The sequence below is a fragment of the Georgenia sp. H159 genome (genome assembly GCF_035607575.1).
Classification (GTDB): domain Bacteria; phylum Actinomycetota; class Actinomycetes; order Actinomycetales; family Actinomycetaceae; genus Oceanitalea.
In genome coordinates this window covers 1-20,516 of sequence record NZ_JAYDZY010000015.1, presented here as the reverse complement: position 1 = coordinate 20,516, position 20,516 = coordinate 1, and the positions used below count along the sequence as shown (strand labels likewise).

At 73.6% G+C, this 20,516-nt stretch carries 19 protein-coding genes; 13 read left to right on the top strand and 6 right to left on the bottom strand.

Annotated features, from left to right (window positions below):
* Positions 1–189: 189 nt before the first annotated feature.
* Positions 190–906, bottom strand: coding sequence for a purine-nucleoside phosphorylase (gene deoD / locus VR894_RS17055; RefSeq protein WP_324653471.1), 717 nt, complete (start codon positions 904–906; stop codon positions 190–192).
* 118 nt (positions 907–1,024) lie between these two features.
* Here deoD and VR894_RS17050 point away from each other — a divergent pair, with 118 nt between their 5' ends.
* The 6 genes from VR894_RS17050 to VR894_RS17025 all read left to right on the top strand — a co-directional run bounded on the left by VR894_RS17050 (position 1,025) and on the right by VR894_RS17025 (position 8,259).
* The gene (locus VR894_RS17050) at positions 1,025–1,636 is read left to right on the top strand and encodes a DUF4282 domain-containing protein (RefSeq protein ID WP_324653469.1); all 612 of its coding nucleotides are present in this window, start codon (positions 1,025–1,027) and stop codon (positions 1,634–1,636) included.
* A 71-nt stretch (positions 1,637–1,707) separates the two neighbouring features.
* Positions 1,708–2,742: a 3-oxoacyl-ACP synthase III gene (locus tag VR894_RS17045; protein ID WP_324653467.1), complete on the top strand. Its 1,035-nt coding sequence runs from the start codon at positions 1,708–1,710 to the stop codon at positions 2,740–2,742.
* Positions 2,736–5,450 carry an alpha/beta fold hydrolase gene (locus VR894_RS17040; protein WP_324653466.1) on the top strand — a complete coding sequence of 905 codons (2,715 nt, stop codon included), beginning with the start codon at positions 2,736–2,738 and terminating at the stop codon, positions 5,448–5,450. Before VR894_RS17045 ends, VR894_RS17040 begins: the two co-directional genes overlap by 7 nt.
* A gap of 121 nt (positions 5,451–5,571) precedes the next feature.
* Positions 5,572–6,546: an NAD-dependent epimerase/dehydratase family protein gene (locus tag VR894_RS17035; protein WP_324653563.1), complete on the top strand. Its 975-nt coding sequence runs from the start codon at positions 5,572–5,574 to the stop codon at positions 6,544–6,546.
* A gap of 58 nt (positions 6,547–6,604) precedes the next feature.
* Positions 6,605–7,426, top strand: a complete 822-nt coding sequence (locus VR894_RS17030; protein ID WP_324653464.1) for an aldo/keto reductase — start codon at positions 6,605–6,607, stop codon at positions 7,424–7,426.
* A 65-nt stretch (positions 7,427–7,491) separates the two neighbouring features.
* Positions 7,492–8,259 carry an HAD-IIB family hydrolase gene (locus VR894_RS17025; RefSeq protein WP_324653462.1) on the top strand — a complete coding sequence of 256 codons (768 nt, stop codon included), beginning with the start codon at positions 7,492–7,494 and terminating at the stop codon, positions 8,257–8,259.
* 275 nt (positions 8,260–8,534) lie between these two features.
* On the opposite strand, the gene VR894_RS17020 is transcribed toward VR894_RS17025, so the two are convergent.
* Complete coding sequence (locus VR894_RS17020) at positions 8,535–10,358, bottom strand: ABC transporter ATP-binding protein (protein WP_324653460.1); 1,824 nt, start codon at positions 10,356–10,358, stop codon at positions 8,535–8,537.
* A 161-nt stretch (positions 10,359–10,519) separates the two neighbouring features.
* Between VR894_RS17020 and VR894_RS17015 the strand changes: the two genes are divergently transcribed.
* Both VR894_RS17015 and VR894_RS17010 read left to right on the top strand, forming a co-directional pair.
* Positions 10,520–10,933 carry a MarR family winged helix-turn-helix transcriptional regulator gene (locus VR894_RS17015; RefSeq protein WP_324653458.1) on the top strand — a complete coding sequence of 138 codons (414 nt, stop codon included), beginning with the start codon at positions 10,520–10,522 and terminating at the stop codon, positions 10,931–10,933.
* A gap of 9 nt (positions 10,934–10,942) precedes the next feature.
* Positions 10,943–12,046, top strand: a complete 1,104-nt coding sequence (locus tag VR894_RS17010; RefSeq protein WP_324653457.1) for a DNA glycosylase AlkZ-like family protein — start codon at positions 10,943–10,945, stop codon at positions 12,044–12,046.
* Positions 12,047–12,092: 46 nt separating this feature from the next.
* Here VR894_RS17010 and VR894_RS17005 read toward each other — a convergent pair whose 3' ends face one another.
* On the bottom strand, positions 12,093–12,422 hold the full coding sequence (locus tag VR894_RS17005) for a thioredoxin family protein (protein ID WP_324653455.1): 330 nt from the start codon (positions 12,420–12,422) through the stop codon (positions 12,093–12,095).
* A gap of 87 nt (positions 12,423–12,509) precedes the next feature.
* On the opposite strand from VR894_RS17005, the gene VR894_RS17000 reads away from it, so the two are divergent.
* A complete protein-coding gene (locus VR894_RS17000) occupies positions 12,510–14,345 on the top strand; it encodes a hypothetical protein (RefSeq protein ID WP_324653453.1) in 1,836 nt (611 codons plus the stop codon).
* 161 nt (positions 14,346–14,506) lie between these two features.
* Here the strand turns inward: VR894_RS17000 and VR894_RS16995 are convergent, their stop codons facing one another.
* The 3 genes from VR894_RS16995 to VR894_RS16985 all read right to left on the bottom strand — a co-directional run bounded on the left by VR894_RS16995 (position 14,507) and on the right by VR894_RS16985 (position 16,132).
* Entirely contained in the window at positions 14,507–15,277 is a 771-nt protein-coding gene (locus VR894_RS16995; RefSeq protein WP_324653451.1) for a hypothetical protein, read from the bottom strand.
* Positions 15,278–15,332: 55 nt separating this feature from the next.
* Positions 15,333–15,680 carry a PadR family transcriptional regulator gene (locus VR894_RS16990; protein WP_324653449.1) on the bottom strand — a complete coding sequence of 116 codons (348 nt, stop codon included), beginning with the start codon at positions 15,678–15,680 and terminating at the stop codon, positions 15,333–15,335.
* Between the two features lie 74 nt (positions 15,681–15,754).
* On the bottom strand, positions 15,755–16,132 hold the full coding sequence (locus VR894_RS16985; RefSeq protein ID WP_324653447.1) for a metalloregulator ArsR/SmtB family transcription factor: 378 nt from the start codon (positions 16,130–16,132) through the stop codon (positions 15,755–15,757).
* A gap of 116 nt (positions 16,133–16,248) precedes the next feature.
* On the opposite strand from VR894_RS16985, the gene VR894_RS16980 reads away from it, so the two are divergent.
* The 4 genes from VR894_RS16980 (at position 16,249) to VR894_RS16965 (ending at position 20,394) form a co-directional block, all read left to right on the top strand.
* Positions 16,249–17,637, top strand: coding sequence for an FAD-dependent oxidoreductase (locus VR894_RS16980; protein WP_324653445.1), 1,389 nt, complete (start codon positions 16,249–16,251; stop codon positions 17,635–17,637).
* A 161-nt stretch (positions 17,638–17,798) separates the two neighbouring features.
* Positions 17,799–19,256: an arsenic transporter gene (locus VR894_RS16975; RefSeq protein WP_324653443.1), complete on the top strand. Its 1,458-nt coding sequence runs from the start codon at positions 17,799–17,801 to the stop codon at positions 19,254–19,256.
* A gap of 41 nt (positions 19,257–19,297) precedes the next feature.
* Positions 19,298–19,972, top strand: coding sequence for a helix-turn-helix domain-containing protein (locus VR894_RS16970; RefSeq protein ID WP_324653442.1), 675 nt, complete (start codon positions 19,298–19,300; stop codon positions 19,970–19,972).
* A gap of 11 nt (positions 19,973–19,983) precedes the next feature.
* Entirely contained in the window at positions 19,984–20,394 is a 411-nt protein-coding gene (locus tag VR894_RS16965) for an arsenate reductase ArsC (protein WP_324653440.1), read from the top strand.
* Positions 20,395–20,516 lie beyond the last annotated feature (122 nt).

Sequence of the window (20,516 nt, the reverse complement as noted above, 5' to 3'; positions counted from 1 at the left end):
GGGGCGCTCGAGCCGGGGCGCTCGGGTGGGGCGCTCGAGCTGGGGCGCTCGGGTGGGGCGCTCGAGCTGGGGCGCTCGAGCTGGGGCGCTTGGGTGGGGCGCTTGGGTGGGGCGCTCGGGGTGGGCGCTCGGGGTGGGCGCTCGAGGTGGGGCGGCAGTCGACCCCGGCGGTGCTCCGGCGAGCCGGCGTCAGTCGGACAGCGCTGCCGCCACCGCGAGCGACAGGGCGCCCTGGAACGTCGTCTCGCGGTCCTCGGCGCTCATGTCCTGCGAGCCGTCGAGCAGGTGGTCGGAGACGGTGAGCACGGTCAGCGCCTGGCGCCCGAACTCGGCGGCGACGCCGTACAGGGCCGCGGCCTCCATCTCCACGCCCAGCACGCCGTACTTCCCCAGCGCCTCGGTCTGACCGGGCACCGTGAGGTAGAAGTGGTCGCGGGAGATGATCGTGCCGACGTGGTAGCGCTCGACGCCCTGATCCCGCGCGGCGCGCACGGCGGCCTCGGCCAGCTCGAAGGACGCGACGGCGGAGAAGTTCACGCCCGGGATGCGGTGCTGGTTCATCGCCGAGTCGGTGTGGGCCCCCAGCCCGACGAGGACGTCGCCGACGCGGACCTTGGCGGAGATGCCCCCGGCCGTGCCGACCCGGATGATCCGCTGGACGTCGTACTCGCGGAAGAGCTCGGTCGCGTAGATGGTCGCCGACGGCTGCCCCATGCCCGACCCCATGACGCTGAGCGGCCGGCCGTCCACGGTCCCGGTGAAGCCGAGCATGCCGCGCACGTCGTTGACGAGGCGGGCGTCGGGCATGAGCTGCTCGGCGATGCGCTGGGCGCGGCGCGGGTCGCCCGGCATGAGGACGGCGGGGGCGAAGTCACCAGGAGCGGCGGCGATGTGGGGGGTGGGCACGGGACCTCCAGAGCGGGACGGACAGCGGGAGGCCCATGCTGCCACTTCCCTCCCGCTGCGGCGCAGGACCTGGTGGCTAGGCTCGAGACGATCCCGCCATCGACCGAAGGGGCCGACCATGTCCGACCAGCCCACCGACTCCCAGGACTCGGAGCACCCAGCCCCACCACCCCCGCCCGCCTCGGCCGAGGGGGCGCAGGCAGGTGACCCGCAGCCGGGATACCCGCAGCAGCCGGGCGGCTACCCCCAGCAGCAGGGCGGCTACCCGCAGCAGCAGACCCCCTACCCGCAGCAGCAGGGCGGTTACCCGCAGCAGCCGCCCCAAGGGCAGCAGGGCGGTTATCCGCAGCAGTCGGGCTACCCGCAGGGCGGCGGCTACCCCCAGCAACCCGGCTACCCGCAGCAGGGTTTCGCGCTGGCACCCCGTCAGCCCTCGGCGCTCGCAGGTCTGGGCGACCTCCGCTTCACCCGCCGCATCACGCCCGAGCTCGCCAGGACGGTGTACCTCGCCGTCATCGTCCTCGCCGTGGTCATCACGATCATGTCGATCCTCGCCGCCATCGGCTCCTTCACGCAGGCCGCCGACAGGTACCTCGGGGGAGGCGGCTTCGTCGTCACCGGGCTCGTCTCCCTCCTCGCCGGCCCGTTGGCAAGCTTCGTCTTCGTGGCCTTCGCCCGCTTCTGGCTCGAGTACTTCCTCGACCGCGCCGACGCCGGTCGCAGCTCCTGAGCCCACGACGGCGGACGCACCCGGGAGCTGCCGGTGTGCGCCCGCCGTCGGGCTCCCGTTAAAGTCATCAAGTGACTCCCGCTGGTAACGCGACCTTCCGCTACTCGAACGCGGCCCTCCTCGCTGTCACGCACATCGAGGCCCCGGTGCGGGTGCCGTCGTCGCGCTTCGAGGAGGAGCTCGCTCCCACCCGGCGGCGGCTGCACCTTCCCGACAACCTGCTCGAGCGGGTCTCCGGCGTCGTCGAGCGCCGCTGGTGGGAGCCGGGCACCCGCTTCGACGACCCGGCCATCGAGGCCGGGGCCAAGGCCCTCGCGGAGTCCGGTGTGGACCCCGCCCGCGTGGGGCTGCTCATCAACACCTCGGTGACGCGCACCCACTTGGAGCCGTCCGTGGCCGTGCGGATCCACCACGGGCTGTCGCTGCCGTCGTCGGCGGTGAACTTCGACATCGCCAACGCCTGCCTCGGCTTCGTCAACGGCATGATGCTGGCGGCGACGATGATCGACGCCGGCCAGATCGACTACGCCGTCATCGTCAACAGCGAGGACTCCCGCGGCACCCAGGAGACCACCCTGCGGCGCCTCGCCCGCGCGGAGGCCACCCGGGAGGACTACCACCGCGAGTTCGCCTCGCTCACCCTGGGCAGCGGCGCGGCCGCCGCCGTCATCGGCCGCAGCGACCTCCACCCCGGCGGGCACCGCATCGTCGGCGGCGTCTCCCGCGCGGGCACCGAGCACCACGAGCTGTGCGTCGGCGGCCTGGACGGCATGTTCACCGACACGAAGGGGCTGCTCGAGGGCGGCCTGCCGCTCGTCACCGCGGCCTTCGGCGAGGCGAACAACGGCGCCGGTTTCCGATGGGGCGACATGGCCCGCTACGTGACGCACCAGATCTCCACGCCGTACACCAAGGCCGTCATCGACGCGATCGACCTGCCGTCGGACCGGGTGCCGATCACCTTCGCCCACTGGGGCAACGTCGGGCCCGCCTCGCTGCCGATGACGATGGCGGCGCAGGCCGACTCGCTGGAGCCGGGGGACCGGGTGCTGTGCATGGGGGTGGGTTCGGGCCTCAACACGGCGATGCTCGAGCTCCAGTGGTAGGCCCCGCGCTTCCCGACCTTCCCGGCCTCGACCCGCGCTGGAGCCGGTACGTCACCGTCCCGGGCACGGGCGAGGACCCGCCGGTCACCTGGCACCTGCTCGACAACGCCCCCGACGTCCCGGACGCGCGCGGCACCCTGCTCGCCGTCCACGGCAACCCGACCTGGTCCTACCTGTGGCGCTCGCTGCTCCCGGCCGCTGTCGAGGCCGGGTGGCGCGTCGTCGCCGTCGACCAGCTCGGCATGGGCTACTCCCAGCGCGACGGACGCTTCCGCCGGCTCGCCGAGCGGGTCGCCGACCTTGGCGCCCTCACCGACGAGCTCGGCCTCACCGGCCCGGTCGTCACGGTGGGGCATGACTGGGGCGGGGTCGTCTCCCTTGGCTGGGCCGTCGAGCACCCCGGTCTCCTCGCGGGGGTCGTGCTCACCAACACCGCCGTCCACCACGACGACGGAGGAGCCATCCCGGCGCTGCTGCGCCTGGCGGGCCACCCGAGCGTCCACGGCTGGGCGACCAACGGGACCCGCACCTTCCTGCGGGCCACGCTCGCGCTCGCGCACCCGCCGCTGAGCCGCGAGGTGCGCGCCGCCTACCTCGCCCCGTACGACGAGGACCGTCGCGCGGTCGCGGAGTTCGTCGCCGACATCCCCGCCGAGCCGGACCACCCGAGCCGTCCCACCCTGGAAGCGATCGCCGACGGCGTCACGCGGCTCACGGTCCCGGCCCTGGTGCTGTGGGGCCCGCGCGACCCGGTCTTCCAGGGCCGCTACCTCGAGGACCTGCTGCGCCGCCTCCCGCACGCCGACGTCCACCGCTTCGAGGGCGCGGGCCACCTGCTGCCCGAGGACGTCGACGTCGCCGGCACCGTCGTCCGCTGGCTCCACACCCGCCGCCCCGCCGCCCCCACCCCCACCCCCACCCCCTTCGCCGAGAGCGGAGTTCTTGCCGCCGCGGACGAGTCCGGCACCCCCACCCCCTTCGCCGAGAGCGGAGTTCTCGCGGCCGCGGACGACGCCGCCGCCCCCGCGCCCCGTCCGCTGACCGCCGTCCTCGACGAGCACCGCGACGACGAGGCCCCCGCCGTCATTGCCCTGCACCCTGACGGCCTCGACACGGTCACCTGGCGCGAGCTCGCGGCCCGCGTGCGCCGCCTCGCGCTCGGCCTGCACGACGCCGGGCTGCGCCCCGGCCAGCGCGTCAGCCTGCTCGTCACCCCCGGTGTCGACCTCACGACCGCCCTGTTCGCGTGCCTGCGCCTCGGAGCCGTCGCCGTCATCGCCGACCAGGGCCTGGGCCTGCGCGGCATGAGCCGTGCGATCCGCGGAGCCGGCCCCGACGTCGTCATCGGTATCGAGCGAGGCCTCGCCGGCGCACGCGTGCTCTCGTGGCCCGGGACCCGCATCGCCGTGAGCGAGCTGCCTCCCGCCACGGCGCGCGCGCTCGGCGTCACCGACACGCTGCCCGGGCTCATCGCGCGCGGCGCCGACCTCGAGCGCGCCGGCGCCGACCTCCCGCCCGTCCCCGCTCCCGACGACGACGCCGCCATCCTCTTCACCTCCGGCTCCACCGGTCCCGCGAAGGGCGTGCTGTACAGCCACCGCGGCCTGGCCGGCATGCGCGACACCCTCGCGGCCACCTACGGCCTGGGGTCGGGCTCGGCCTTCGTCGTCGGCTTCGCGCCCTTCGCCCTGCTCGGCACGGCGCTCGGCTCGCTCGCCGTCGTCCCCGACATGGAGGTCACGGCCCCCGCGACGCTCACCGCCACGGCGCTCGCCGACGCCGTCGCCGCGAGCAGCGCAACGGCGGTCTTCACCTCGCCGTCAGCCCTGCGCAACGTCCTGGGGACGGCCGGCGCTCTCACCACGGACCACCGGCAGGCCCTCGCCGGCGTCGAGGTCTTCCTCTCCGCGGGCGCGCCGATCCGGCCGGAGCTGCTCGCCCGCGTCCCGGAGGTCATGCCCAACGCGAGCGCCCGCACGCCCTACGGCATGACCGAGGTGCTTCCGGTCACCGACATCGACCTCGTCGAGATCCGTCGTGCGCTCGACGACGTCGGCACCGTCCCCGGCGCTGGCGGCGGCACCTGCGTGGGCCGTCCCGTCCCCGGCACCGAGGTCCTCGTCGTCCCGCTCGACGACGACGGTGCAGCCACGGGGGAGCCGACGAGCGAGCCCGGCGTCACCGGCGAGATCCTCGTCGCCGCCCCGCACCTCAAGCGCACCTACGACCGGCTGTGGCTCACCCAGAGCGCGAGCGCCGACCACGCCGGCCGGCACCGCACCGGCGACGTCGGGCACCTCGACGCCGAGGGCCGGGTCTGGGTCGAGGGACGCATCTCCCACGTCATCAGTGCTCCCGGGTGGGTCATCACCCCTGTGGCCGTGGAGCACGCCGCCGAGCGGGTGCGCGGCGTTGAGCGGGCCGCGGCGGTCGGGGTGGGGCCCGCCGGGACCCAGCAGCTCGTCGTCGTCGTCGAGACGGACCCGGCCGTGGACCGGCGTGCCCGGTCCGCACCGTCGCTCGCCACCCCGGGACTGACCAGGGCCGTCCGGCGCGCGGTTGCCGAGCAGTGCGGGGCGCAGGTGGCCGCCGTGCTGCGGGTGCCGGAGCTGCCCACCGACGTGCGGCACAACGCGAAGATCGAGCGGGCCTGGATCGCGCGGTGGGCGGAGGGTGCCCTCGCCGGTGGGCGGATGGGCACGCCGTGAGCCGGCAGCGTCCGAGAAGCGCGGAGCACGCGCTCGGCGGCGGACGGGCGGCCGCGCGGTGAGCGAGCGGCGCCGGTCCCGGCGCGCGACGGCGACACCCGCCTCGGAGCCGTCCCCGACGCTGCGCGTGCTGGTCACCGGAGCGAGCGGGATGCTCGGCCGACGGACCGCCGAGCGGCTCGTCGCCGCCGGCCACGACGTCCGCACCTTCCAGCGCCGCACGGCAGGCGTGCCGGGTGCCACCGACTCGCTCGGCTCGCTCACCGACCCCGCTGCCGTGACGCGTGCCGTCGAGGGGCGCGACGCCGTCGTCCACCTCGCCGCGAAGGTCTCGGTGAGCGGGCCGCGTTCGGAGTACGAGCAGGTCAACGTCGAGGGCACGCGTGCGCTGCTGGCCGCGGCCCGGGACGCGGGCGTGAGCCGGTTCGTCCAGGTCTCCTCGCCGTCGGTGGCGCACACGGGCGGCTCGCTCGTCGGCGTCGGCGCAGGACCCGCGGAGCCCGAGCACGCCCGTGGCAACTACGCCCGGACCAAGGCGGCCGCCGAGCGGCTCGCGCTGGACGCGGACGGTGAGGGCTTCGCCGTCGTCGCGGTGCGTCCGCACCTCGTGTGGGGGCCGGGGGACACCCAGCTCGTGGCACGGATCGCCGAGCGGGCGCGCGCCGGGCGGCTGCCGCTGCTGGACCACGGCGCGGTCCTCGTCGACTCCGTGTACGTCGACAACGCCGCGGACGCGCTGGTCGCGGCGCTCGATCGCGCTCCCGAGGGGCATGGACAGGCCTTCGTCGTCACCAACGGCGAGCCGCGGCCGATCGGCGACCTCATCGCCGGCATCTGCCGCGCAGCGGGTGCACCCGTGCCGGGCTGGCGCGTCCCCGCCGGGCTCGCGCGGCTGGCCGGTGGCCTGGTCGAGGCCGTCTGGGCCGTGCGCCCGGGCAGCGACGAGCCGCCGATGACGCGCTTCCTCGCCGAGCAGCTGTCCACCGCCCACTGGTTCGACCAGCGCCGCACCCGCGAGGTGCTCGGCTGGGAGCCGGCCGTGAGCATCGACGAGGGCCTCGCCCGCCTCGCGGAGCACTACCGCAGCGCGCGCTGAGCGCGTCCCGGCCGACCCACGATGCGCTCCGGTGCGAGGCGCCGTCACAATGGGGCACATGATCCCCACCCTGGCGCTCAACGACGGCAACCGGATCCCCGCGATCGGCCTCGGCACGTGGCCGATGAACGAGGAGGCCCCCGGCGCGGTACGGACGGCACTGGAGCTTGGCTACCGGCTCATCGACACGGCCGCGAAGTACGAGAACGAGGAGGCCGTCGGTCAGGGCATCGTCGAGTCCGGCGTCCCGCGCGAGCAGATCGTCGTCACCACCAAGCTCCGCGGCGCGGACCAGGGGTACGAGTCGACGCTGCGTGCCTTCGAGACCTCGCGTAGGAAGCTCGGCCTGGAGTACATCGACCTCTACCTCATCCACTGGCCGCTGCCGCGGGTGGACAAGTACGTCGACTCGTGGCGGGCGATGGTCAAGCTCCGCGAGGACGGCGTCGTGCGCTCGATCGGGGTCTCCAACTTCACCGCCGCGCACCTGGACCGGATCATCGCCGAGACCGACGTCGCGCCGGCCGTGAACCAGATCGAGCTCCACCCGTACTTCACCCAGGCCGAGCAACGGGCGGCGGACACCGAGCGCACCGTGCTCACCGAGTCGTGGAGCCCGCTGGCACGCAACGCCCAGCTGCTCAGCGAGCCCGCGGTCGAGCAGATCGCGGCTCGGCACGAGGTGGAGAACAGCCAGGTCGTGCTCCGGTGGCATATCCAGCTCGGGGTCGTGCCGATCCCCAAGTCCGCCAGCCCGGACCGGCAGAGCTCGAACCTCGACGTGTTCGGCTTCGAGCTGAGCGACTCGGAGATGCGCCAGATCAGCGCCCTCGACCGCGGCCGGCACCGTCTGGACCCGGACACCCACGAGGAGTTCTGAGGACCCCGCGACGGCGCCGGGGGAGTCGCGGCGGGAGGTTCACGGCCCGCGGCTATCCTGGCCCGATGCCGACCCGCCTCGTCGCCTTCGACCTCGATGACACCCTGACCCCCTCGAAGTCCCCGATCTCGCCGGAGATGGCCGACGCGCTCTCCGAGCTGCTCGCCGTCGTGCCGGTGTGCATCATCTCCGGCGGGCAGCTCGAGCAGTTCACCAGCCAGGTCACCGAGCGCCTCGACCTCGACGACGACGCCCGCACCCGTCTGCACCTCATGCCGACGTGCGGCACGCGCTACTACCGGTACGACGACGACGGCGAGCTGGGCCAGGTCTACGCCCACGACCTCACCGGGGAGGAGCGGGCCGAGGCGACGGCGGCCCTCGAGCGGGAGGCCCGCCGGCTGGGCCTGTGGGAGGAGGAGACCTGGGGTCCGGTCCTGGAGGACCGCGGCTCGCAGATCACGTTCTCCGCGCTAGGGCAGCGGGCTCCGCTCGCGGCGAAGCGCGCGTGGGACCCCACGGGGGAGAAGAAGGAGCAGCTGCGCGCAGCGGTCGCGCCGATCCTGCCCGAGCTGGAGGTCAGGTCGGGCGGCTCCACGTCGGTCGACATCACCCGCCGGGGCGTCGACAAGGCCTACGGGATGACCCGCCTCGCGGAGCACACGGGCATCGACCTCGCGGACATGCTGTTCGTCGGGGACCGTCTCGACGAGGGCGGCAACGACTACCCGGTCAAGGCCCTCGGCGTGCCGTGCGTCGAGGTGGCCGGCGCGGAAGAGACAGCCGGCGTGGTTCGCGGACTTATCGCCGACCTGGTGCCGGCCGCGCGATAGCGCAGCCACGCCTTCGGGGTCGCGCGTCTCCGGAGCAACATCGGTCGCCGATGCGGCCTGTGTAGCGTCCCTGCCTCCTCGACCGGGCCCTCCGAGGATGGTGCGTGGAGGGCCGGCGGTCCACGCTGGGCGTCCTCCGGTGGCATGCGCCTACCTGGCGGCGGCAGATGGATCCCTTTCGTTGACTGCGAACAATCCAGCTGTCGGCGCTGAGAGGCACGGAGGGGTGCCGAGGGCTGGTGGTTCCATGGGGCGGCCTGGAGGCTGCAGCAGAACTACGGCACCAGCGCAGGCGCGCGCTCGGCGCCCGCGACCAGCGCGGCGTAGCGCTCACCACGCGCGAGCAGCTCCTCGTGGTCGCCGACCTCGACGAGGCGCCCGCCGTCGATGACGGCGATGACGTCGGCATTCCGCACCGTCGAGAGGCGGTGGGCGATGGTGATCGTCGTGCGACCGCGGCTGAGCACGTCCAGGGCGTCCTGCACGGCCTGCTCCGTGCGGGTGTCCAGAGCACTCGTGGCCTCGTCCAGGACGAGCACGCGCGGGTCGCGCAGCAGCGTGCGGGCGATGGCGAGGCGCTGCTTCTCCCCGCCGGAGAAGCGGTGCCCGCGCGCGCCGACGAGGGTGTCGTATCCGTCGGGGAGCGCGAGGATGACGTCGTGCACCTGGGCGGCCTTCGCGGCCGCCTCGATCTCCTCGTCGGTCGCGTCGGGGCGCGCGTAGCGCAGGTTCTCCCGGACGGTCGTGTGGAGGAGGTAGGTCTCCTGGGAGACGACGCCCACGTTGCTCGCGAGGTCGGTGAGGCTGAGGTCGCGGAGGTCGACGCCGTCGAGCAGCACCCGCCCGGACGTCGGGTCCTGCAGGCGGGCCACGAGCCCCGCGATGGTCGTCTTGCCGGCCCCGGACTCACCGACGAGGGCCAGCCGGGTGCCCGGCTCCACGTGCAGGTCGAGGTGGGAGACGGCGTCGTCGGCGGCGTCGGGGTAGCGGAAGGAGACGTCCTCGAAGGTGACCGCGCCGGTGTCGCTGCCGCCGGGCAGGGCGGCGGGACGCGCGGGGTCGGCGATGTCGACCGGCAGGTCGAGGTACTCGAAGATCCGGCTGAACAGCGCGAGCGAGGCGGTGACCTGCACGCCGGTGGTGAGCACCCCCATGAGCGGGCGGAACAGGCCCGACTGGAGGGTGATGAATGCGACGAGCGTGCCGATGCTGATGGTGCCGGAGCCGGGCAGGCCCGCGGCCAGGTAGATGAGGGCCGGGATCGCGGAGAAAATGACGCTCATCGTGGCCATCCGCCAGCGGCCGGCGAGCTCGGAGCGCAGCTCGAGGTCCACGAGCTCCTCGGAGGAGTCGGCGAACCGGCGGCTGAGCATCGGCCCGGCGCCGAGCGTCTTGGCCAGCAGCGCGCCGCTCACCGACAGCGACTCCTCGACCTGCCCGTGCAGGGCGGCCAGGGCGCGCTGGCGGCGCGAGGTCATCTCGCGGCGCATGGTGGCGACCTTGCGGGTGAGCCAGATCGACGGCGGGATGACGACGAGCGAGAGCAGCGACAGCTGCCAGCTGAGCGCCACCATGGCGATGACCGTGCCGACCGCCGTCGTGACGTTCGCGGTGATCGCCGTGGCGGTGCCGGTGACGACCGACTGCATCGCACCGATGTCGTTGGTGAGCCGTGACTGGACCTCACCGCCGCGGGTGCGGGTGAAGAAGGACATCGGCTGCTTCTGGAGGTGGACGAAGACGTCGGTGCGCAGCCGGTGCATCACGGTCTGCCCCACCTTGGTGGAGATCCACGTCTGCAGGACGCCGAGCGTCGCGGTGAGGACCGTGACGGCGAGCATGGCGCCGACCAGCACGACGAGCAGCCGCAGGTCCTGCTGGGGGAGTGCGACGTCGATGATGTGGCGGGTGAGGAACGGGGTGGCCAGGCCGAAGGCCGAGCTGGCCGCGATGAGCCCGACGACCAGGAGCAGCTTGTGGCGGTGGGGCGCGAAGAGGGCCGCGATGCGGCGCAGGCGCACCGGGTGGGACTCGAGCTGGGCCGTGTCGGCGGGGTCGCGCCGCGTGGGGCCGTGGGGACGGAAGGAGGGGCTGGACATGAGCACCGCCTCGCTTTCTGCAGGACGGCGGCGGATCGCGCCGTCGTGGGTGCTGTGCCGGCGCGGACCGGTCGCGGAGCCGGCTGGGCCGGTCGGACCGTCGCGTCGCGGACGATAGCGAGGTTACCTCACTATGTGGTGATGACGCTAGGGTTGAGGTCATGCGCGACAGTGACAGTGACCTCAGCGAGGCCCTCATGCACGCCAGCCGCGCACTGCGGCGCCGGTGGTGGGCAGCCCTCGAGGACTGGGACATCTCCCCGCACCAGGCACGCGCCCTGCGCACCGTGTGCGCCCAGGAGCACGCCCGCCTGAGCGAGATCGCCGGCCGGCTGCGCATCGCGCCGCGCTCGGCCACCGAGGTGGTCGACTCGCTCGAGGCCCGGGGGCTGGTCGTGCGCCGACCTGACCCGGCCGACCGGCGCGCCGTCCTCGTCGTCGCGACCGAGGAGGGCCACAAGGTCCACACCGCCACCGACAACCTGCGCGGAGAGGCCGCGACGCAGTTCTTCGACCGCCTCGACGCCCACGAGCGCGAGGAGCTCGCCCGCCTGCTGCGGCGGCTCCTCGACTAGCCTGCGGGCATGCCGCTCACCTGGGCTCGCGCCCTGGCCTGGCGCCTGGAGCAGCAGCTGCTCGCGCCGGTCGGCGACCTGCCGGTCGAGGGCGTCGTCGCGCGCCTCGGCGCGCTTCCCGCGCGCAGCAGCGAGGCGGCCGAGCTGGCCGTGCGGCTGCGCCGCGTGAGCTCGGCGCCCGGTGAGGTCACGGACGCCCTGAACGACGGCCGCCTGCTGAAGACCTACGCGTTCCGCGGTGCCACCCACCTCATGACGCCCGAGGATGCCGGCACCTACCTCGCACTGCGGGCGGCGAGCCGGATGTGGGAGCTGCCGAGTTGGCAGGAGTACTACGGGCTCGCGCCGTCCGACTGGCCCGACCTGTGCGCCGTCGTCCGGGAGGCGCTCGCCGACGGTCCGCTCACCCGCCGGCAGCTTGCCGACACCGTCGCCGCCGTCCCGCGGTTCCAACAGCTCCGCACCCCCGTCGTCGAGGGGAACGACACCCTGCTCAAGCCGCTCGCATGGCAGGGCGTCATGTCCTTCGGGCCGACGCGGCAGGGACGGTCCACCTTCGCCCGTCTCGAGGACAACCCGCGCTGGGCAGGGATCCCTGACGTCGACGACGCCGGCCCGCGCGCCGTCCGCGCCTACCTCCACGCGTACGGGCCGGCGTCCGTCGACAGGCTCGGCTACTGGCTCGCCGACGGTCTGGGTGCGGGGCGCCGGCGGGTCCGGTCCTGGGTCGCGGCACTGGGCGACGAGCTCACCGAGGTGGACGTCGACGGCGAGGACGTGTTCGTCCTGAGCGAGGACCTGGACGCGTTGCGCGCCACGGACGCGAACGCCGTCGTGCGTCTCCTGCCCGGCCACGACCAGTGGGTGCTCGGGCCCGGCACGGCCGACCCGCACGTCGTCCCGCCCGCCCGCCGGGCGCTCGTCACCGGAGGGGCGAACCTCGTCGTCGTCGGGGGAGTGGTCTCCGGCACGTGGAGGCTCATCGGCGACGACATCACCCTCAGCTGGTTCGGCGAGGCCGGGCCGGTGCCGTGGGGTGCGCTCGAGGAGGACGTGGTGCGGCTCGGTGCCGTCCTCGGACGCAGGCTCCGGCCGGAGGTGGTGGAGCAGTAGGCCCACGGGTGCGGGCGACGGGGCCTCGTCGCCGACGCCGGCGTGGCTATGCCCCCGTGGGCGCGAGCCGGTCGAGCAGCTCGCGCACCGCGGCCAGCCGCGGCACGCCCTCGTGGCGGGCGAGCACCGTCCCGTCCGGCCCCAGCAGCAGGACGGTCGGTGTCTGCCTGATGATGAGCTGCTCGGCGAGCGCGGCGTGGTGGGCGACGTCGATGTCCACGTGCCGGACCCCCGCCGTCGTCTCGGCGACGCGCGCGAGCAGCCCGCGCGCGGCGCGGCACGGGGCGCAGAAACCCGAGGAGATCTGCAGGAGCGTGGCCCGCTCGCCGAGCGGGCCGTTCAGCCCCAGCGTGTCCGCGGTCAGGGAGTTGGCCATCTGCTCGATTCTAGGCGGCCGGGCCTGCCCCGCGGATGGCACGTAGTGTGTCCGTGGCCCTGCGTTCCCGATCCCTGGAGGCCTCACGTGAGCGGTCGTCACACGCGCGTCGTCGCGCTCGCCGGCGCGGTGTCCCTCGCGCTCGCCGCGTGCACCGGGAGCGACGGTGACGGGGACGGTGAGGCGACGCCCTCGCCCACGGTCGGGGCGCCCGAGCGCGGGGCCGTCCAGCAACCGGCGGAGCCGACGACCGTCCTGACCGGCGCCGACGGCTCCCTCGCGCTCGAGGCCAGCCGGACGTTCTTCGCCGAGGCACCCGTCGTCGTGCTCGCCGACGACGCGGACCCCACCACCCACCTGCGGGCGAGCAGCGCCGCCCTCGCCCTCGGTGCGCCCGTCCTGCTCGACGACGACGGCGCAGCGCTCGCCGAGGAGCTCGCTCGCCTCGGCGCGGGGTGGGTGCTCACGGTCGGAGACGCCGCACTGCCCGACGGGACCGCGGGGCCGACGGCGGACGCGGAGGACGTCGTCGTGGTTCCCGCCCCGCAGGACGACGATGCCCTGGCCGAGATGCTCGACCGCCCGGCCGATGCTGCAGTCGAGGTGGGTGAGGGGCGGGAGGTGGCCACCGTCGTCGGGCTCGAGCGGGGGGCGTTCACACCGCTCGTCACGGCACCGTCGGACGAGGCCGCGACCGACGGCACGACGGCCCCGTCGGACGACGCCGCGACCGACGGCGCGACGGCCGGGGCGGAGGACGCCGAGACTGCCGGCGGTGCCACAGCGGACCCGGAGCCAACCGAAACGGGCACCGACGGCGGTGCCGCCGACGGTCCTGACGCTCGTACCGCGGACGACGAGACCGCCGAGCTGCCGGAGACGGAGCTGCCCGACCCGGTGACCGGGACGCTGGCCCTGGCCACCGGGGCGCCGCAGGAGCTGCTCGCCACCGCGACGGCCGGTGCCGCCGGCGCCGAGCTCCTCATCGTGCCCGGCGGCGACCCGCGGGCGACGAGCGAGACCGTCGCCGCGGTGAGCGGTGCGGGCGCGGAGCACGTCGTCGGGCTGGGCGACGGTTTCGGGGACGCCGAGACCCTCGGCTGGCGTGCCGCCACCGCCGCCACGGGGGTCGAGCTGCCCGGGGGAGGCCAGCTCGTCTTCCCGGGCAAGCGCTACGTCGCGCTCTACGGCAGTCCGGTGACCAGCACGATGGGCGTGCTCGGTGAGCAGGGGACGGACGCGACGATCGCCCGCGCCGCGGAGCACGCGCAGCCCTACGTCGACCTCACCGACGACACGGTCGTCCCGGCGCTGGAGGTCATCGTGACGGTGGCCTCCTCCAGCGCCGGGAGCGACGGCAACTACTCCAACGAGTGGCCTGCCGAGGACTTCCGCGAGCTCGTCGAGGCGGCGGGGGAGGCGGGGCAGTACGTCGTGCTCGACCTCCAGCCCGGCAGGTCGTCCTTCCTCGAGCAGGCACAGCTCTATGCCGAGCTGCTCGAGCTGCCCCACGTCGGCCTGGCGCTGGACCCGGAGTGGAACCTGGGTCCCGACGAGAGGCACATGGTGCGCATCGGCTCGGTGACCGCGGCCGAGGTCAACGAGGTGGTCCACTGGCTCGCCGACTTCACCCGCGAGCGGAACCTGCCTCAGAAGCTGCTCGTGCTCCACCAGTTCCAGGTGCGGATGATCCAGACGGTGCCGGAGGTGGACCTGTCCCGGTCCGAGCTCGCGGTGCTCGTCCACGCCGACGGCCAGGGTGGGCAGGGAGCCAAGCAGGACACGTGGCGCACGCTCCTGTCGCACGGGCCGGACGTCCAGTGGTGGGGCTGGAAGAACTTCTACGACGAGGACCAGCCGATGCTCACCCCCGAGCAGACCGCCCAGGTCGAGCCCTTCCCCCACTTCATCAGCTACCAGTAGCCGCGCCCCTGCGGTCCCTCGGTCGAGGTCAGGGCTGCAACAATCCCGCTATCGGCGAGGGGAGTCGGGCTTGGTCGAGGTGAGGGCTGCAACAACCCCGCTCTCGGCGACGGGGGTGAGTCCCCTGTCGCCGAGAGCGGGATTGTTGCGGGCGCTGGGGTCTAGGCGAGCACCCAGGCGACGGCGGAGAGCACGACGTAGCCGACGGGGATGAGGGCGGACGGCAGGAGGGCGACCAGCCGACGTCGGTCGCCTGTCGCCGGCGCCTGCGGCGCGGGCAGGGGTGAGGTGACGAGGTCGCTGTCGGCGTCGCGGGCCAGCTCCCGGAACTCCGCCACGGCCAACGCCACGACGACGACGAACAGGACGACCGTCACCGCCGCCGGAGCGAGGGTCAGCAGGGCGGGCAGGTCGAGCCGGCCGGCGACGGCCGTCCCCGCACCCGTCGCAGCCCCGAGCCCGAGGACGGGGAGCCCGACGGCCCAGGGCCGCTGCACGATGGGGCGCAGCAGCGCGGGCATGGCCAGCAGGATGGCGACGAGCAGGGCGATCGCACCGACCTGGACGGCGTTGTAGGACAGCTCCTCACCCCGCGCCCAGGCGCCCGCGGCCGTGGTGCCGACGAGCAGCGCCAGCACCTGGGCCGCCGAGTTGACCACGACCTTCCACACGCCCGAGACGAGGTCCGGCTCGCTCTGCTCGTCCAGCTGCATGGCGTAGTCCGTCGGGTCCCCGAACGCCTCGGCCGGGCTCTCGCCGGTGTCGGCGCAGTGGGCCTCCACCTCCGCGAGACGGTCGCCGATCACCGGACCGGGAACGTCTCGCAGGCGCAGCTCGAGGACGAAGTCGTCGCACCAGTCCTGGTGCGCCTTGACGAACGGACGCTGCCAGACCTCGTGCGACGCGGACCGGTTGCTCGGTGTGGTGGTCACGGTTTCTCCTCGGACGGGACCGCCTCGGTGAGGCGGAGCATGGGTGGGGTCAGTGTCAGTGGGCGGCCGCAGCCGACCCGGCCAGGTGCGCCGCCACGGTGGCCGCGAAGGCGTGCCACTGGGCGGTGCCCTGGTCGAGGGCAGCCCGGCCCGCATCGGTGAGAGCGAAGTACTTCCGGCCCGGACCGCCGTCTCCGGCGCGCCACTCGACGGTGACGAGCTCGTTCTTCTCCAGCCGGCCCAGGAGCGGGTAGAGCGTGCCGCCCTTGATGTCGCCGAAACCGGACTCGGCCAGCTCGGCGGCGATCGCGTACCCGTACGTCGGCCCGTCGGCCAGGGCACGCAGGACGCACAGCTCGAGGACTCCGCGGAGCCACTCACTGCGCTGGGGTGTCACGCTCATGGGTAGATGGTGACACTAACTAGTCAGATTGTCTAGTTAGACAGTCGATACACCCGCGGCGGGGTGGTGGAGCGTCAGCAGCAGGTCCCGGAGCCGGCGCTGCGGTGTGCTGTGCGGAGCACGTCGCCGAGCGCGTCGAGGGCCTGCGGGACGACGGAGTAGTGGGCCCACTTGCCGCGCTGCTCGCGGGTGAGGAGGCCGGCGTCGGTGAGGACCTTGAGGTGGTGGGAGACGGTGGGCTGGGAGAGCTCGACCGGCTCGGTGAGGTCGCAGACGCACGCCTCCCCGCCCTGGTGGGAGGCGATGAGGGAGAGCAGCCGCAGGCGCGCCGGGTCGGCGAGGGCCTTGAACGACGCCGCCAGCCTGCGCGCCTCGTCGGCGGCGAGCGGCTCGCGGACGAGCGGGGAGCAGCAGGCGGTCGCGGGTGTGGAGGTGTCCTGGGTCGCCGTCATGGCACCATCATCGCCCATTGATTGACGTATGTCGATACGTTCTGGCATGCTGCACCCGTCCCATCGAGAACCATCAATGCGAGAGACGCGGACAGCGTCTCCGGAGAGGGGTCACCATGTCCTCAGCCACGGCAACATCCTCGCTGCCCGTCGTCGTCATCGGTGCCGGACCGGTGGGCCTGGCAGCCGCCGCCCACCTGGTGGAACGCGGCCTCGAACCGCTGGTGCTCGAAGCCGGGGAGGAGGTCGGTGCGGCGGTCTCGCAGTGGTCGCACGTCCGGCTGTTCTCGCCGTGGCGGTACAACATCGACGCCGCGGCGCGCCGGCTGCTGACGGCGGAGGGCTGGACCGAGCCCGCGCCCAAGCGCCTCCCGACCGGCGGCGAGCTCGTCGAGGAGTACCTGGCCCCGCTCGCACAGACGCGGGCGCTCGCGGGTCGGATCGTGACCGGGGCGCGCGTCGTGGCGGTGAGTCGCGAGGGTCTGGACAAGACCCACAGCCGGGGCCGGGGCGACCACCCCTTCCTCGTACGCGCCGTGGTCGCGGGCCGGGCCGTGGACCACGGCGCCCGCGCGGTCGTCGACACGTCCGGGACGTGGACGCAGACCAACCCGCTCGGCACAGCCGGTCTGCCCGCCCCGGGGGAGGTCGAGGCCGCTCCGTTCCTGCTCGGCCCCCTGCCCGACGTCCTCGGGCGGGAGCGGCAGCGGGTGGCGGGCAAGCACGTCGTCGTCGTCGGTGCGGGACACTCGGCGGCCAACACGCTCCTGTCCCTGGTCCGGCTCCGCCGCAGCGAGCCCGCCACCCGGGTCACCTGGCTCGTGCGAGGCGCCTCCGTCGCGCGGACCTACGGCGGCGGAGATGCCGACGGGCTGCCCGCCCGCGGCATGCTCGGGTCCGAGGTGCGCCAGGCCGTGGAGGCCGGCGAGGTGGAGCTCTGGCTGTCCTCCGCCGTCACGGCACTGCAGCCGGCCGGTGACCGTGTCGAGCTGGTCGTTGCTACTCCCGACGGCGAGCGGCGGGTCACGGTGGACGCGGTCGCCGGGGCGACCGGGTTCCGACCGGACCTGGCGATGCTGCGCGAGCTGCGGCTGGACCTCGACCCGGGCGTGGAGGCGCCGAGCCGACTCGCCCCGCTCATCGATCCCGAGCTGCACTCCTGTGGCACGGTCCCCGCCCACGGGACGGACGTGCTGTCCCACCCCGAGCAGGACTTCTACATCGCCGGGATGAAGTCCTACGGCCGGGCGCCGACGTTCCTGCTGGCCACCGGGTACGAGCAGGTGCGCTCGATCGCCGCCCACCTCGCGGGCGACGCGGCCGCCGCGAGCACGGTGCAGCTCGAGCTGCCGGAGACCGGTGTGTGCTCCACCGCCGAGCCCGTCATCGACGCCGACGGCAGTGCGATCCTCAACCCCGAGACGGGCGGTGGCTGCTGCGGCGCCCCCGAGCCCCAGCTCATCGGCATCCCCACGGGCCTCGCCCACGGACGATCCGCCCTCTGACGACACCACGAGGTCGAGCCCTGTCCTCCGCGCGAGGACAGGGCTCGGCCATGCAGCGCGACGAAAGGACACGAGACGGTGACACCGCGACTTGACCCGCCACCCGAGGCCCACGGAGGGCGGCCACGCGGGACTGCCTGCTACCGGGACGGAGGCGCGACGTGCTGCTAGCGGTCGGGATCTTCCTCGCCACCCTCGTCCTGGTCATCTGGCAGCCGAGAGGACTCGGGATCGGCTGGAGCGCACTGGGCGGCGCGGCCGTCGCGCTCGGCGCCGGGGTGGTGCACGTCAGTGACATCCCGGTGGTCTGGGACATCGTGTGGAACGCGACGCTCACCTTCGTCGCGGTCATCATCATCTGCTCGATCCTCGACGAGGCCGGCTTCTTCGAGTGGGCCGCCCTGCACGTGGCCCGCTGGGCGCGGGGGAGTGGCAGCGCGCTGTTCAACCTCATCGTCGTCCTCGGTGCGGCTGTCGCGGCCCTGTTCGCCAACGACGGCGCGGCCCTCGTCATGACCCCCATCGTCTTCCAGATGATCCTGGCCCTGAGGTTCACACCCGCGGTGGCCTTCGGCCTGGTCGTCGCCACCGGCTTCATCGCCGACACGACCAGCCTGCCGTTCGTCGTGTCCAACCTCGTCAACATCGTGATCGCCGACTTCTTCGGCATCGGGTTCGCGCGATATGCGCTGGTCATGGTGCCGGTCGCCCTGGTGTCCCTGGTCGCGAGCCTGGTGGTGCTGCGGCTGTTCTTCCGCACGTCCATCCCGGGCCGGTACGACGTGACGGCGTTGCGCAGGCCGGCCGAGGCGGTGGCCGACCCGACGACGTTCCGTGCGGGCGCCGTCATCCTCGTCGTGCTGCTTGTCGGCTACTTCGCGGCCGACGCGATCGGGGTGCCGGTCGCGCTGGTGGCCTCCCTGTGTGCCGTCGTCCTGGCGCTCGTCGCTGCCCGCCGTCCACGCGTGCTCTTCGGGCGCCGTGGTGGCGAGGTCCGACCCGCCGCAGCGGACGGCGAGCTGGTGGCAGCGACGGTCAACGGTGCCGGCCGACCGGCGCCCGGCAGTGCACCCGCACGGGGCGCCGGTGCCACGCCCGCAGCGGGAACCGTCGCCACGGCCGAGCCGACGATCGCCGTGTGGTCGGTTGTCAGATCCGCGCCGTGGCAGGTCGTGCTGTTCAGCCTGGGGATGTACCTCGTCGTCTACGGCCTGCGGAACGAGGGTCTGACCGACCATCTGGGCGTGCTGCTCGGCGGCATCGCTGAGCACGGCGGCCTGGCGACCGCGACCGGTACCGGCTTCCTCGTGGCCGTGATGTCCTCGGTGATGAACAACATGCCGACCACCCTCATCGCCGCGCTGGGGATCGAGGCGGCGGGGACGAGTGGGCTCACCGAGCAGATGATGGCCTATGCCGCCGTCATCGGTGCCGACCTGGGCCCGAAGATCACCCCCATCGGTTCCCTCGCCACCCTGCTCTGGCTCTCGGTGCTGGACCGCAAGGGCATGCACATCGGGTGGGGCACGTACTTCAAGGTCGGCATCGTCCTCACGGTCCCGGTCCTCGCCGTGACACTGCTGGCGCTCGCGGGCTGGCTCACGGTCCTCGGTGCATGAGACGTTGACAGGGGTACGGTCGCTCAATCATCATTGACTCAATGAACATTGACTGGAGCGACGTCGAGGCGCGGGTGCGACGGCACGCCGCCCTGGCCGACCCGGCCCGGCTGCGGATGGTCGACGTGCTCGCCCTCGGCGACGCCTCCCCGTCCGAGCTCGCGGAGATCCTCGGTGCGCCGTCGAACCTCGTCGCCCACCACCTCGGCGTGCTCGAGCGTGAGGGCATCGTCGGGCGCAAGCGGTCGGAGGCCGACCGTCGCCGCAACTACGTCCAGCTCGTCCCCGGCGCCCTCGACGGGCTGACCCCGCGCGACCAGCGCGAGGTGGCGCGGGTCGTGTTCGTCTGCACCCGCAACTCCGCCCGTTCCCACCTGGCCGCCGCGCTGTGGCGCTGCGCGAGCGCGGTGCCGGCCACCTCGGCAGGCACCCACCCCGCCGACGCCATCCATCCCGTGGCGCTCGACGTCGCTCGCCGGCACCGCCTCGACCTGCCGCGGGTTGCGCCGCAGCACGTGAGCGACGTGCTCGGCGACGGAGACCTCGTCATCAGCGTCTGCGACCGCGCCCACGAGGAGCTCGCCACGCCCATCGACATCCACTGGTCCGTGCCCGACCCCGTCCCCGCGGGTGACGCCGCGGCCTTCGACGACGCCCTGGACGACCTGGCCCGCCGCGTCCGGGCGCTCGCCCCCCGACTGACCCCCATCCGCTGAAGGAGACATCCATGTCCGACCGTCCCAGTGTCATGTTCGTCTGCGTCCACAACGCCGGCCGTTCCCAGATGGCAGCCGGCTACCTCACTGCGCTGTCCGGAGGGCAGGTCGAGGTCCGCTCCGCCGGCTCCGCGCCGGGCGAGCACATCAATCCCGTCGCCGTCGAGGCCATGCGCGAGGTCGGCATCGACATCTCCGCCAACCGGCCCAAGATCCTCACCCCGGAGGCCGTCCAGTCCTCCGACGTCGTCATCACCATGGGCTGCGGCGACGCCTGCCCGTTCTTCCCCGGCGTGCGCTACGAGGACTGGAAGCTCGACGACCCGGCCGGTCAGGGCATCGAGATGGTCCGCCGCGTGCGGGACGACATCCGCGGCCGCGTCGAGACGCTGCTGGCCGAGCTCATCCCCGCGAAGGCCTGAGCGCGATGATCGAGCTGAGCAGCCTCTCGTCCACGACCGAGCAGAGCGATGCGGGTCTCGTGCACGAGGTGGTGGTCGTGGGGTCGGGTCCGGCGGGGTATACGGCGGGGATCTATGCGGCG

Bases quoted from the DNA above. Each gene is read 5' to 3' on its own strand.
- VR894_RS17050 (WP_324653469.1), top strand. From the start codon at position 1,025: ATGTCCGACCAGCCCACCGACTCCCAGGACTCGGAGCACCCAGCCCCA.
- VR894_RS17030 (WP_324653464.1), top strand. From the start codon at position 6,605: ATGATCCCCACCCTGGCGCTCAACGACGGCAACCGGATCCCCGCGATC.
- VR894_RS17025 (WP_324653462.1), top strand. From the start codon at position 7,492: ATGCCGACCCGCCTCGTCGCCTTCGACCTCGATGACACCCTGACCCCC.
- VR894_RS17020 (WP_324653460.1), bottom strand. From the start codon at position 10,358: ATGTCCAGCCCCTCCTTCCGTCCCCACGGCCCCACGCGGCGCGACCCC.
- VR894_RS17015 (WP_324653458.1), top strand. From the start codon at position 10,520: ATGCGCGACAGTGACAGTGACCTCAGCGAGGCCCTCATGCACGCCAGC.
- VR894_RS17010 (WP_324653457.1), top strand. From the start codon at position 10,943: ATGCCGCTCACCTGGGCTCGCGCCCTGGCCTGGCGCCTGGAGCAGCAG.
- VR894_RS17005 (WP_324653455.1), bottom strand. From the start codon at position 12,422: ATGGCCAACTCCCTGACCGCGGACACGCTGGGGCTGAACGGCCCGCTC.
- VR894_RS16990 (WP_324653449.1), bottom strand. From the start codon at position 15,680: ATGAGCGTGACACCCCAGCGCAGTGAGTGGCTCCGCGGAGTCCTCGAG.
- VR894_RS16985 (WP_324653447.1), bottom strand. From the start codon at position 16,132: ATGACGGCGACCCAGGACACCTCCACACCCGCGACCGCCTGCTGCTCC.
- VR894_RS16980 (WP_324653445.1), top strand. From the start codon at position 16,249: ATGTCCTCAGCCACGGCAACATCCTCGCTGCCCGTCGTCGTCATCGGT.
- VR894_RS16970 (WP_324653442.1), top strand. From the start codon at position 19,298: ATGAACATTGACTGGAGCGACGTCGAGGCGCGGGTGCGACGGCACGCC.
- VR894_RS16965 (WP_324653440.1), top strand. From the start codon at position 19,984: ATGTCCGACCGTCCCAGTGTCATGTTCGTCTGCGTCCACAACGCCGGC.